This is a genomic window from Alloscardovia sp. HMSC034E08, assembly GCF_001813415.1.
In the GTDB taxonomy this organism is placed as follows: domain Bacteria; phylum Actinomycetota; class Actinomycetes; order Actinomycetales; family Bifidobacteriaceae; genus Alloscardovia; species Alloscardovia omnicolens.
This window is the reverse complement of record NZ_KV812468.1, coordinates 1,130,297-1,143,307: the sequence shown is the minus strand read 5'-3', so window position 1 is coordinate 1,143,307 and position 13,011 is coordinate 1,130,297. Positions and strand designations below refer to the sequence as shown.

General features: G+C 55.8%; 9 protein-coding genes and 1 pseudogene. All 10 read left to right on the top strand.

The window, feature by feature from the left end:
* Positions 1-53: 53 nt before the first annotated feature.
* Positions 54-1,334, top strand: a complete 1,281-nt coding sequence (locus HMPREF2909_RS06535) for an ABC transporter substrate-binding protein (RefSeq protein WP_049188111.1) — start codon at positions 54-56, stop codon at positions 1,332-1,334.
* Between the two features lie 168 nt (positions 1,335-1,502).
* Positions 1,503-2,381, top strand: a complete 879-nt coding sequence (locus tag HMPREF2909_RS06530) for a carbohydrate ABC transporter permease (RefSeq protein ID WP_210387882.1) — start codon at positions 1,503-1,505, stop codon at positions 2,379-2,381.
* Positions 2,381-3,259 carry a carbohydrate ABC transporter permease gene (locus tag HMPREF2909_RS06525; RefSeq protein ID WP_071415649.1) on the top strand — a complete coding sequence of 293 codons (879 nt, stop codon included), beginning with the start codon at positions 2,381-2,383 and terminating at the stop codon, positions 3,257-3,259. The genes HMPREF2909_RS06530 and HMPREF2909_RS06525 overlap by 1 nt, the downstream gene beginning before the upstream one ends.
* A gap of 402 nt (positions 3,260-3,661) precedes the next feature.
* A complete protein-coding gene (locus HMPREF2909_RS06515; protein ID WP_049215484.1) occupies positions 3,662-5,203 on the top strand; it encodes an MFS transporter in 1,542 nt (513 codons plus the stop codon).
* Positions 5,204-5,397: 194 nt separating this feature from the next.
* Positions 5,398-5,912 (top strand): annotated as a pseudogene (locus tag HMPREF2909_RS08890) (GTP-binding protein); the annotation flags it as partial.
* A 748-nt stretch (positions 5,913-6,660) separates the two neighbouring features.
* On the top strand, positions 6,661-7,695 hold the full coding sequence (locus tag HMPREF2909_RS06500) for a LacI family DNA-binding transcriptional regulator (protein ID WP_246815526.1): 1,035 nt from the start codon (positions 6,661-6,663) through the stop codon (positions 7,693-7,695).
* 242 nt (positions 7,696-7,937) lie between these two features.
* Complete coding sequence (locus HMPREF2909_RS06495; protein WP_071415646.1) at positions 7,938-9,242, top strand: ABC transporter substrate-binding protein; 1,305 nt, start codon at positions 7,938-7,940, stop codon at positions 9,240-9,242.
* 137 nt (positions 9,243-9,379) lie between these two features.
* Positions 9,380-10,321 carry a carbohydrate ABC transporter permease gene (locus HMPREF2909_RS06490; protein WP_049206698.1) on the top strand — a complete coding sequence of 314 codons (942 nt, stop codon included), beginning with the start codon at positions 9,380-9,382 and terminating at the stop codon, positions 10,319-10,321.
* Between the two features lie 72 nt (positions 10,322-10,393).
* On the top strand, positions 10,394-11,272 hold the full coding sequence (locus HMPREF2909_RS06485) for a carbohydrate ABC transporter permease (protein WP_071415645.1): 879 nt from the start codon (positions 10,394-10,396) through the stop codon (positions 11,270-11,272).
* A 78-nt stretch (positions 11,273-11,350) separates the two neighbouring features.
* Complete coding sequence (locus tag HMPREF2909_RS06480; RefSeq protein WP_022856685.1) at positions 11,351-12,490, top strand: glycoside hydrolase family 172 protein; 1,140 nt, start codon at positions 11,351-11,353, stop codon at positions 12,488-12,490.
* Positions 12,491-13,011 lie beyond the last annotated feature (521 nt).

Here is a 13,011-nt window from a genome sequence, read left to right as displayed (position 1 = left end):
ATTACTTATGCTTTGTTTTTCGAGGGTGGGAAGCAACGCAAAAGGAGAGAAAAATGTTGAAAGATTGGAAGCGCTGGACAGCAGCAGCTGCAGCAACAGTGTTCGCAGTAGGCATGTTGGGAGCATGTGGTTCAAACTCTGGTTCTGGCAAGACGAAGATTACAATCTTTAATTCCAAGTCGGAAATCCAGTCTCAGTTCGAAGATCTCGCAGAAACCTATAGCGAAGATCACGATGTAGACGTAGAAGTCTACTACTCAAGCGATACGGTTGCAGCTCACTTGGCAACCAAGTACGCAGCAAATCAGCCATACACCATCTCCATGGTAGACGCTAAGGATATTTACAGCCTCGGTCCAGAGCACGCTCTCGACTTGAGCGACCAGAAGTGGGTAAGCGATACCGATCAGGCTATCGCAGTAGATGGCAAGACCTACGGTTTCCCTGTAACCATCGAAGCTCGCGGTCTCATCTACAATGCAGACGCTATTAAGAAGGCAACTGGTAAGGAATTCAAGCCAGAATCCATTAAGACCACCGACGACTTGAAGCAGCTTATTGCAGACCTCAAGGCTGGCGGTATGGAAACTCCAGTTGGCATTATGAAGGAAGACTGGTCGTTGGCAGCTCACTACCTGCCACAGGTATACGAAGAGCAGCAGGATCCAACCGCCTTCATTAAGTCACTGCACGACGGCACTGATATTAACACCGATGCTCGCTGGACTTCTTTGATGGACACCTTCGATGTTCTCAAGGACAACAACTATGCTAAGGGCGACAAGGCTATCTCTGCAGAGCGCGAAGTAACCGAGCAGAAGCTTGCTAAGGGCGAGATTGCTTTGATGTTCGGTGGAAACTGGGATTGGTCTGTGCTCAACCAGTATGAGCCATCTAAGAACATGGGTATGATGCCTGTTCCACAGAACGACGAAAGCATGGATGTAACCAGCAAGCTTGTTGGTGGCGGTTCTAAGTACTTGTTCATCGATAACTCTAAGAACACTTCTAAGGAACAGCAGAAGGCTGCAAAGGACTTCCTCAACTGGCTCGCTCTCGACAAGGAAGGTCAGAAGTGGGTTGTAAACACTGCTAACCTCGTTCCTCCATTCAAGAGCAACAAGCTCGAAGTAACCGACCCACTGGGCAAGTCCGTAAAGAAGTATGCAGATACTGGCGAACTGATTGCTAACTACAACTACCTGCCAGATGATCACTACTCCGTACTCGGTGCAGACTTCCAGAAGTACCTCGCAGGCCAGGCAGATCGTGCTACATTCTCCAAGCAGATCGACGAATACTGGCAGAAGAACGACATGAAGACTATTCAGTAGTGTTCATTGGTGTTCACCTGCGAAATGCCATAATCCCAAGTAGATAGATAAAAAGTGGTGCATTCTAAGAATCTTGGGATGCGCCACTTTCTGCTTCTACTGTTAAACTCACAGCCCAAGCTCATCGTTGAGCCTTAAATCCATTAACAACACGTAATGGTGAGAGAAATGAAACAGAATAAACTTTTCTACAAGGTCGGTCAATTCCTTATGTTCGCCGGCCCGGCCACGATTCTCTTCGCAGCAGTCGTGATTGTGCCATTCTTCTATGGCCTCTACTTAACCTTTACCAGCTGGGATGGCGTTGCAGCAAACAAGCCATTCGTTGGTCTTCAAAACTACAAGGACGCTTTTGCAGACATAGCATACTGGGATGCCCTTGGACGCACCGTTGTCTACTCGGTAATCTCTGTTGTGCTCGTGAATATCGTTGCGTTCGTGCTCGCATACCTCGTAACTTCCGGTCTTAAGGGCCAGAACTTCTTCCGCGCAGGCTTCTTCATTCCAAACCTTATCGGTGGTATCGTTCTCGGTTACGTATGGAAGTTCATGTTCAACCGCGCATTCGTTGCTATCGGAACAGCAGTGGTGGGGCACGATACGTCCTCGCTACTAGGTACGACTAACGGTGCTCTGTTCGCGCTCATCCTCGTATCTGTGTGGCAGTATGCCGGCTATATGATGCTCATTTACGTAGCAGGCTTTATGGGTGTAGACGACTCCTTGCGTGAAGCAGCTTTGATTGATGGCTGCAGCAACGGTCAAGCAATGCGTCACGTTATTATTCCTCTGATGCGTGCATCCTTCGTGCAGTGCATCTTCTTGTCAACTACACGTTGCTTCATGGTTTACGATTTGAACCTTTCGTTAACCAAGGGTGAACCATTCAACTCCTCCGTAATGGCTGCAATGCACGTGTATAACAAGGCATTCGTCTACAAGAACTATGGCGTAGGCCAGGCCGAAGCGCTGATTCTGTTTATTATCTGCGCAGTAATCGGTATGATCCAGGTTTACGTTGGTAAGAAGGGTGAGGTGGCAGCATAATGGCTAAGACATTATCGACCGAAAACGAAAAGGCCATCGTGCGCCAGCGTATTGGTCATGCGCTTATGATCGCATTCCTCGCTGTGCTCTTGGTTGTCTTCATCTGGCCATTCTTCCTTGTATTGACCAATGCATTCAAGAACATGAGCGATATTACCGGTGAGCCTTTGTCTTTGATTGGTTCCCATGGTTTCATCATCGAGAACTTCACCAAGGCCATGCGCAAGATGCACTTCTGGCGTGTGTTTGGTAACTCCGCAATCATTACCACATTCTCCACGATTCTCACCATTCTCTTCTCGGCGATGGCAGCATACGTGATTGTGCGTAATCCAAAGTGGACAGCTTCCAAGCTCACCTTCTCTGCTATGGTTGCGTCGATGGTTATTCCATTCCAGGTAATCATGGTTCCATTGGTAGCTGTATATGGCGGTACTCTCGGACTGCTTAACTCTCGCACCACCTTGATCTTTATGCACGTGGGCTTCTCCGTATCTCTTGCGGTATTCATGTTCCACGGCGCTATTAAGACCAACGTGCCAGTTGAGCTCGAAGAAGCAGCTGAAATCGATGGCGCATCCAAGTGGCGCACATTCTGGACGATTGTGTTCCCACTGCTTAAGCCAACAGCAGCAACAGTGGCTATTATCGATGCTATGGCATTCTGGAACGACTACCTCCTGCCATCCCTGGTACTCACCGACAAGAAGATCTACACCATTCCAATCGCAACCCAGGTCTTCTACGGAACCTACTCCACTGATATCGGTCTGGTTATGGCTGCACTGCTCCTGGCGATGCTCCCAATCCTCATTATGTACTTGCTCTTGCAGCGCTTCATCGTTGCAGGTGTTACCGCAGGTGCTGTGAAAGGCTAAGAGCTCAGCTGTAGCTCGAACTCATTTCTCTCAATATCTCGAATATCCTTCGCTCGTTTCCATAGAGAAGCGGGCGGGGGATATTTCGCTTGTAGGCAGAACGTGAACCTTCACAAAAGTGGTCGAGGCCGATGGTGAGAGGCGAGGTGCGCAAGCTATGCATATCGGTTGCAATGCGTTCGCTGTTTTGTGTGAAAAAATTGGTAATCAAATGCCATAAATATAAATATTTTCTTAATTTCAAAAAGAAAAACATGAAATTGCAAACGTATGCAGAAAACACTGTGGAGAAACCGCAGAGTTCCCTCTTTTTAGTCCCTTTTATCCTATATAATTTCATACGGAAAAAAATTCAGCACAAAACATGTGTGAAGTTTTGAACGAGAAGATAAGTCAGGAATTATGGCACAGAATAATGGCCCATTGCCGGGTTCGAATTCGTACAAGCGCCCGGGCATCGATGACCGCCCTGATATGGACGATGCTTTTGACGACGAGCAGATGGATGCAATCAACCGTCTTGCTGTTCCTATGAAAACAGAACATATTGAAGATTCCTCCACGCATTCCAATGCAGATATTCAGGTAACGCGCATGAGCGCTGAGTCCGGTGCGGCTGCCGTGGCAGCTGTAGCTACGGAAGTTCCTGGGACGGACTCCGCATTCTTAGATTTGCGTGATCCAATGGTCAGTGCCGATGGTCACCGTCCAACGCGTAACGAAGTTATCCGTTTGGGTGTGGGCTTCACCGTTGCCGCAATTTTGAGCGCAGTGCCATGGCTGTCCATGAACTCGGTTCTGCTTCCAGATTTGCTGCTTCAGATTGCACCAAACGACAAAGACGCCATGATTGCTTTGATTAGCTCTGTCGGTTCGGTTGTTGCTCTGGTAGCTAACCTCGTTTTCGGTGCGCTCTCCGATTTGACCCGTTCGAATTTCGGACGTCGTACTCCATGGATTATTACCGGTGGTGTTATTGCAGGTGCGGCTGTGTGTGCTATCGGTCTTACGCAAAGCCTGCGTAGCGCTTGGGTTGTGCTGTTCTTTATGTGCGTGGCGCAGGTCGGCTTCAACATGTTGCTCGCTCCATTCGTGGCAACCATGTCCGACCGTGTTCCAGATAAGTTCCGCGGAACCGTATCCGCTTTCTATGGCGCAGGTGTAACTACTGGTCAGACGCTGGGTACTTTGGTCGGTGCTCGTATGCCAAATACTTTTACTGGTTTTATTGTTGGCGGTAGCATCTTTATTCTCTTAGGCTTCTTGATTGTAGCTATTTGGCCTCGCGAGAAGAGCAATAAGGATCAGTATCGCGAAGAGTTTAGCCTCAAGATGCTCATCAACTCCTTCCGTCCTCCACGCAATGCTCCGGATTTCTACTACGCGTTGATTGGGCGTACCCTCATGATGTCCGGCTACTTCATGATTACCAGCTATCAGCTCTATATCGTTCAGTTCTACATCTTTAACGATGGTCCAGACGCAAGTAACGACGCCAAGCTCGTTATTGCTGTTATGTCGACGATTACCCTGGTAGTGTCTTTGATTGCAGCTTTCGTTTCTGGTCCAATTGCTGACTGGTGGGGCAAGCGTAAGCTTCCAGTGGCGCTCTCCAGCTGCTTGTTCGCTGTGGGTGCTGCCATGCCAATGCTCTTCCACAACGCCATTGGTATGTACTTGTTCGCGCTCATCGCCGGCTTCGGTTACGGCGTGTATAACGCAATCGATCAGGCTTTGAATGTTGCTATTCTTCCTAATCCAGAAGAAGCAGGTAAGGACCTCGGCATTCTTAACCTCGCAAACACCATCTGCACCGTTATGGGTTCGGTGCTCACTGCAGGAATCTTCATGATCTTCCACAGCTATGTCATGGTATTCCCAGTCTGCATCGTTATTGTGCTTGCGGCTGCATGGATTATTATGCGCATTAAGGGCGTCGAGTAGAGCTTCTCGTTTCGTTCGTCTCATAACTTTTCGCCTCGTGCTTTCGTCTGAAGTACGAGACGATTTGTTTTTTTTGGGGGGCTCGGTGGGAGGTTTTACGCGTGACTGGATGTGCAAAGGCTAGCGTATCTAATCACATGTTATCTTTTACGCGTGAGTGCGTGCGTAAAACGTACCACGGAAAATGGGTAGTGCCCGAAATGCAGCCGGTGCTCACTTACACGGTACTGCCCGGCGCCGCCGGGGCTACCGGCGATGCGGGGGAGACGGCCGGGATCGGACGCCCGTGTTTCGACGACTTCACCCTGCACCGGGTGATTGCCGGATTGCGCGAATTGGAGGACGAGGATCCGCTGCTGCGCGTCGACTGGGTGGAGCGTGTGCATGAGCTGCGCGTGCAGCTCATGGGCGCGTGCAGCTGGAGATCGTCCAATAGACCCTGCACGACCGGTTCGGACTCGACGTGACGTTCGGTGCCGGGGCGATCTTCTATCGCGAGACCATCACCGCGCCCATCGAAGGCGTCGGACATTTCGAGCCGTTGCGACACTATGCCGAAGCACACATCCTGATCGAACCGGGGGAGCTGGGCAGCGGCGTCGCCGTCGCGTCGGCGATGAGCGAGAACGACCTCGACCGCAACTGGCAGCAACTTATCCTCACCCACCTGACCGAGCGCGACCATCTCGGTGTGCCGGTCGTGGGCGCTTCTTCGCCTCGTTCGGCGGCTACCGGCCTGGATTGACTACAGCCGCAAGCGCTCCAAGCCCGGCCTTGAGCAGAAGGCCGGGGCTGACGCCAAGGTCGCTGCGACTGAGAACTGAGGTCTATCGGCTGACCGATAGCCGATGGCTGCTTTCGTGAAAACCGTACGCTGGGTGCCGCTGTTTCGTTTTCTATACATCCCAACTGAAGAATCCGCTCGGTTCTTTAATTTCCGCTCGAGCTATCCACATCCGCCACAATCGCCATATTTTCCATCATCGCAAGAACCCTCATGGCCTTCCCGCACCGGTTTCTGATTGAAGAACGGCGATGCACGCGCTAGATTCGTTCTGCATGAAGTAAACGTGAATTCATTGTCAGAGGCCCGTATACAAAACTGACATAGCCATATTACCGGGCAATAACAATCCTCGGTGCTTTCCGGGATTCTGTTCCATGCCATTGCACATTCCACAACTCAATTTGCCGAGAGTGCGAAGCGTCGAATCGAACGACCGGACAGCCGGGCTAAGCTGTCCATTGGATATCCGCATAGAGGCGTGTTGCGCGGTTGACAAAATCGCAGCGGCATGCAATAATCTAATCTAACGAAACGTTTCGACAGTGATGTTGGGCGGTTCGCTGGCGACGAAAACCAACAGACATAACCTATGTGCACTCATGCAGACATGGCATGATGTCGGACATACGCCGGCCCCTGAAGGCCGACCGAAAGCACAGGAAAGGAGGCGATGATGGCTGGAATCAAGGACGTGGCACGCGCGGCCGGGGTGTCGGTCAGCACGGTCTCCTATGTGCTGTCCAGCAAGCGCGCGATCTCGGAGAAGACCGCCGCCAGGGTGCGCGACGCCATCCGCGAGCTGCAGTACACGCCGGACGCCTCCGCCCAGAAGATGCGGGGCATCCGCAACCAGATCCTGGCTGTCAGCGAGCCGATTCGCGGCGACATCGACGAGGCGAAGTACAACGCGTACTTCCTGCACACGGCGTGGCAGGCGAAGAACGCAGGCTACGACGTGCTGCTGCTCAGCGGTGAGGATGCGGTGGATGACATCCGTCGTGTGGCCCGCAGCAACATGGTCGACGGCGTACTGCTGCTCGACATCGTAGAGGACGACAAGCGCGTGGTCGAGGTCGGCTCGTACGGCAAGCCCTGCGTGGCCATCGGCTATCCGAGCCGTAAGGGAGACTGCGCGTATGTGGACATCGACTTCCCCGCCGCCGCCGACCTCGCGGTGCGCTACCTGCATGGCAAAGGGCACCGCGACGTCATCCTGCTGCGCGACAATGAGCGTGACTACGAACGCCAGTCCGGCTATGTGGTGACGCTGCGCCGCCTGATGCTGGAGCGGGCCGGGGAGATGGGTATGCGCGTCACGGAGTCGGCCAAGAACGAGTTCGGCCGGTTCGACGCGCGCGCCTTCGTGGACGGCCTACTGAAGTCGGTTCCCCGTCCCACCGCGATCATCAGCCAGGCCGATGCCGATACGCTCAACATGGTGACCCGCGAACTCGAGAACCGCGGAATCGACATTCCCGGTGACATCTCCATACTCTCCTGCGGCACGTTCCTTGAGAACGAGCTGGTGGCCCACCCGGTCACCGAGATACCGCTGATGCCGAGGTTGCTCTGCTCTAAGGCCGTGGGTCTGCTGCTCTCCGCAGTCGAGGACGGCCGCGCGATCGGAGCGGAAAGTGAGTTCGTGCCGCCCAGAATCGAGGATCGCGGCTCGGTGTGCTCCCTGAATGAGGGGGAGGGGTCATGAGACCGGTGGCCGCGTATCCCCCCGCAATGCTTTATATCCATAGTCGAAACGTTTCGTAGTTGATCACGTCGCTCACGAAGGCGCGATCGGCTACGATCCGGTCGTAACCCACACCTGTCGGCCCACCCGAATCGGTCAGCCAAGGCGCCGACGCAGACGCCCGTCCTGTTAATCGAAACGTTTCGATTGCCTTCACCGCAACTGTTGCCGATGGCAATAACCAATAGGAAAAGGAGAATCCCATGAACATCAAACGAGGAATCGCAGCCCTGGCCGTGCTGGCGATGTCGGTGACCACGCTCGCGGCGTGCGGCAGCGACACCGCACAGGACGAGGGCACTCCGGACAGCCTGTCCTTCTGGTACTACGAGGAAGAGGACGCCGGACAGACCCAGGCCTGGAAGAAGGCCGCCAAGATGTTCGAGAAGGAGACCGGCGTCACCGTCAACTTCGAACGCAAGTCCTTCACCCAAATCGCGCAGAACGGCAGCCAGTTCCTCAACTCCGACGAGGCTCCGGATCTCATGGAATCCAACCGCGGCAACGGTTCAGCGGGTGTGCTGTCCACCATGGGCCTGCTCACCGACCTCGGCGGCTACGTCGACCAGTACGGCTGGGACAAGAAGGTTACCGGCTCGAACGCTGAAACCGCCAAGTACGACGAGAACGGCATTATGGGCGGCGACACCTGGTATGGCATGAGCAGCTACGCCGAATTCCAGCGCGTCTACTACAACAAGAACCTCTTCGACAAGTACGGCATCGAGATTCCGACCACCTACGACGAGTTCGTGGACGCCTGCCAGAAGTTCGTGGACGCCGGCGTGACCCCAATCGCCGCCGACGCCCAGGAATACGGCGTGATGTGGCTGTGGTGGCAGCTGGTCTCCAAGAACGCCGACTCCACATTCATGAACAACTGGCACCTGTACAAAGGTAAGGTCGACTGGAACTCCAAGACACTCACCAACGCCACGGACACCATCAGCGAATGGCTCGACAAGGGCTTCATTTCCAAGAACGCCACCGGTATGAAGGGCGAGGACACCACCCAGGCGTTCATCAAGGGCGAATACCCAATCTACCAGACCGGCACCTGGAACCAAGGCCGCTTCGCCAAGCAGATCACCGGCTTCGAATGGACGGCCGCCGTTATGCCCGAATCCGAGTTCGCGGTCGGCTGCGCCGGCAACCTGCTCGTCATCCCCGAACGCTCCAAGCACCATGACCTGTCCGCCAAGTTCATCGATTACGTGCTCTCCGACGAGGTTCAGAACTACCTTGGCAACGTCGGCGGCATCCCGGTCGCCGCCGACCTGGACAAGATCACCGACGAGAAGAGCAAGGACATGATCGAGGAGTACGACTCCTACGCCAGCAAGAGCAAGCTCAGCTACTACCCCGACTACGCCGCCTCAAGTCTGACTGACGCCATCCCCGCCTCCTTCCAGGAACTGGTGAACAGAACCAAGGACGCCTCCGTCGTGCTCAAGGGCATCCACTCGAAGTACGACTCCGGGGTCGAGGAGATGGGCTTCTCGAACTGATTGCCGCCCGGCGGCCATGAATCGTATGGCGGGCGTGGTTTGTCCCTTTTTCACGCCCCGCCATCGCTCCCCTGACCAATCCCAATCCCGCACGCATAGTAATCCACCCGTCATATACACACACCAAGGAGAGAGCAATGGCAGGCAACACCAAGCACGCCCATAACGTGGCGCTTTCACGGCTTCCTGGTAACAGGTCTTCGCGTTTCGTTCCCTATCTGATCCCGGGCATCCTCGGCTTGGCCATCATCGTCGTCATCCCGTTCGTTTGGAACATCTACCTGAGCTTCACGCGCTGGCGCGGTGTAGGCCCAGTGCGCTTCATCGGACTGCAGAACTGGCAACGACTGTTCAAGGACTCCACGTTCTGGATCTCGTTCCTCAACTCGTTCTGGGTCATCGTCGCCATCGTCGTGATTCCTACGATCCTGGGCCTGTTCATCTCGTCGCTACTCACCGACGTCATTCAGAAGAAGTTCGGCGGCAAGACCGCGTCCTTCCTGCGCGCCCTGTTCTACCTGCCCCAGCTGCTGCCCGTCGCCGTGGCCGCGATCATCATGGGCTGGATCTTCCGCCCCGAAGACGGCGCCGTGAACGCGCTCCTGGAACAGATCGGTCTCGGATCGCTGGCCCACAACTGGCTCGGCAGCCCGGACAGCGCGCTGCCGGTCCTCATGTTCATCCTCGTGTGGATCCAGCTCGGCTACCCCATCGTCATCTTCATGTCCGGCCTGCAACGCGTCGACCCCGAGCTCTATGAGGCCGCCAGCCTCGACGGCGCCAACTGGTGGCAGAAGTTCCGCGTGGTCACCCTGCCGTCCATCATCCCCGAACTGCTCGTCGTGATTCTGACCGCCACTATCGGCGCGTTGAAGACCTTCGCCCCCGTCTACCTACTGACCAAGGGCGGGCCGGGCACCGCGACCACAGTGCCGTCCTACTACTCGTACAACCAGTTCTTCCAGGTGCAGCAGGTCGGCTACGGCGCCGCCATCTCCACCGCCCTGACCGTGGTCATCATCGTCTTCTCCGTGGTGTTCACCATCATCCAGAAGCGTGTCGAAAAGAACATGGTCTGATTCCAAGGACACAACGCCGCTCCACACCCCAAAAAAACCGAACCGCATTTTTCTGAAATCGAGGATTGAACCATGACACAGACAATGACCGCCGCAATGGCGAAGAGGGTATCGCACAAGACGCAGCACGTCCGCTCGGCAGGCGACTGGGTGACGCTGGTCCTGCTGGTCGTCGCCGCACTGATCGTCCTGTTCCCGCTGCTCGTGCTGACCGTCAACGCCTTCAAGACGCAAGCCGACTATAACGCAGTCGGCCCACTGAGCCTGCCGAAGACCTTCACCATGGAAGGCATCGTCTCCTTCTGGATCACCACGAAGTTCCCGATGAAGTTCCTCAACAGCCTCATCATCTCCCTGATCGTCGCCGTGGCCGCCGTGGTGCTGTCCGTGCTCAACTCCTTCGCGCTGGGCATCGGTCGCGTCAAAGGCAACACATGGATCGTGCTGGGCATCATGCTGGCGAACATGATGCCGCAGGAGGCACTGCTCTACCCGCTGTACACCATGTTCAAGGCCGCCGGGCTGTACAACACGAAGCTCGCGATCATCATCATCTTCACCATCATCCAAAGCGCGTACGGCACCTACCTGCTCTCCTCCGTGTACGGCACGTTCCCGCAGGCCATCCTCGAGGCCGCATCCATCGACGGCGCCTCCCGCTGGCAGGCGCTGCTCAAGGTGGTGCTGCCGATCTCCTGGTCCACTATCAGTGTGCTGTTCGTGTTCTTCTTCGTCTGGACGTGGAACGAATACATGATCCCGATGGCGTTCCTGATGGGCGACGACGTGCAGACCATCCCGCTGGCCCTGGCCACGCTCCAGGGACAGCACACGATGGAAGCCACCACCCTGGCATCCGCATCGCTGCTGAGTATCATCCCGACCATCATCTTCTTCGTCATCTTCCAGCGCAAGCTCTCCCAGGGCATCACCGCTGGTGCCGTGAAATAATACCCCCAGCAGGTTCGGCCCGCCCCAGACAAAACGCCGTGGCGGGCCAGGCCTGCGACATGAAAGGAGATGAGCATCATGCTCGACGCATTCACCACAGCGAACCCCTCGCCGGGGTTCGGACAAGGCGCCTTGGATGCCGTGGCCATGAGGACCCCCGGCCGCACCCGCTGCATCAACGCCGAAAACCCGGACGGCGGCAAGGGTCGCGCGGCCATGGCAGCCAGCGCGTTGGGCCCCTCCCGCAAGGGAAGCCCCTGCATCCGCACGGTGAGGTCCGGAGAATCGGTGACATTGATGGACGTCGAGGGCCCCGGCGTGATCCGTCACATCTGGATGACGGTAACCGACCGCACCTCCCCCACAGGCCCCGACGTGCTACGCAACCTGATCTTGGAATTCTACTGGGACGGCGAGGACTCCCCTTCGGTGCAATGCCCGATCGGCGACTTCTTCTGCTGCGGACACGCCCAGTCCTGCACCATCAACTCAATTCCCGTCATGGTCAACCCGAACCGGGGCTTCAACTGCTACTTCGCCATGCCGTTCGAGCACGCACGCATCGTGCTGCGCAACGACCACAACGAGGATGTGCCCGCGTTCTTCTACCAAATCGACTACACCGAATACGACCGACTGCCGGCCGACACGATGCGTTTCCACGCGCAGTGGCGCCGCCAACGCGTCACCGAACTCGCCCGCGACTACGTGGTGCTCGATGGCGTCGAAGGGCACGGCACCTACGTCGGCACCTACCTGGCGCTCACCGCGCTCGAAAGCCGCTGGTGGGGCGAAGGTGAATTCAAGTTCTACATCGACGGCGACGGCAAATACCCCACCTGGTGCAGCACCGGCGCCGAGGACTACTTCGGTGGCGCCTGGAGCTTCGCCGAATTCGACGAACACGACCACATGCACGAGCGCACCTTCACCGGCCCATACCTCGGCTTCCCGTTCTACTCGCAGAACCTTGCCGGACGCGAAAGCGCCTACTGGGACACTGCCACCCCCGTGACCCGCGGCCTATACCGTTGGCACATCCCCGACCCGATCTACTTCGAGCGAGACCTGCGCGTCGAATGGCAGCAGATCGGCACCGAGGAAGCCGGCAACTTCGAACGACAGGACGATGTGGCCACGGTCGCCTACTGGTACCAAAGCGAACCGCACAAGCCATTCGCCCCAATCGGCGACCGCGCGTTCCGCCGGCCACGGTGACTTCCTCGATGTCTGTCGGCCGATGGAGCCACATCGGTCGACAGACATCGCCATGTCTTCCACATGGCAGGCATACGCCACCGAAATCGTCTGAATGGATCGACTCCATTAACTCGTGGATTCTCTGACCATCCGTCAAGCAAGTCACGGTCGTCTACGAACGCATCTATTCGAAATTGGTATCCGGAATAGACTTTGCCGTCATCCGGTTCGACCAGCACGGGTGCCGAACGCCAGTCGCCGGGAATCTGTTCATCCCAATACGAGGCTTTCGTATCTGGTACCGGAACCGATGAGGCGGACGTCATTGACCGTGCGGGAAATTCACTGTTCCAGGCCGGAATCAGCGAGACAAACTGAGATATCGTGGCCTCACGGATCGCAGATGTCATCCAAGAAAGATTGTCGGCTGAGTCCCTTAACGATGGACAAAGGCAATCCGCCATGGCGTCGCTGCGTCGAATCGCCGGCGTTCTCCGACAAACGAAGAACGCCGCTACACGCATCGTTCCCCCCCCCCC

Bases quoted from the DNA above. Each gene is read 5' to 3' on its own strand.
- HMPREF2909_RS06535 (WP_049188111.1), top strand. From the start codon at position 54: ATGTTGAAAGATTGGAAGCGCTGGACAGCAGCAGCTGCAGCAACAGTG.
- HMPREF2909_RS06530 (WP_210387882.1), top strand. From the start codon at position 1,503: ATGAAACAGAATAAACTTTTCTACAAGGTCGGTCAATTCCTTATGTTC.
- HMPREF2909_RS06525 (WP_071415649.1), top strand. From the start codon at position 2,381: ATGGCTAAGACATTATCGACCGAAAACGAAAAGGCCATCGTGCGCCAG.
- HMPREF2909_RS06515 (WP_049215484.1), top strand. From the start codon at position 3,662: ATGGCACAGAATAATGGCCCATTGCCGGGTTCGAATTCGTACAAGCGC.
- HMPREF2909_RS06500 (WP_246815526.1), top strand. From the start codon at position 6,661: ATGATGGCTGGAATCAAGGACGTGGCACGCGCGGCCGGGGTGTCGGTC.
- HMPREF2909_RS06495 (WP_071415646.1), top strand. From the start codon at position 7,938: ATGAACATCAAACGAGGAATCGCAGCCCTGGCCGTGCTGGCGATGTCG.
- HMPREF2909_RS06490 (WP_049206698.1), top strand. From the start codon at position 9,380: ATGGCAGGCAACACCAAGCACGCCCATAACGTGGCGCTTTCACGGCTT.
- HMPREF2909_RS06485 (WP_071415645.1), top strand. From the start codon at position 10,394: ATGACACAGACAATGACCGCCGCAATGGCGAAGAGGGTATCGCACAAG.
- HMPREF2909_RS06480 (WP_022856685.1), top strand. From the start codon at position 11,351: ATGCTCGACGCATTCACCACAGCGAACCCCTCGCCGGGGTTCGGACAA.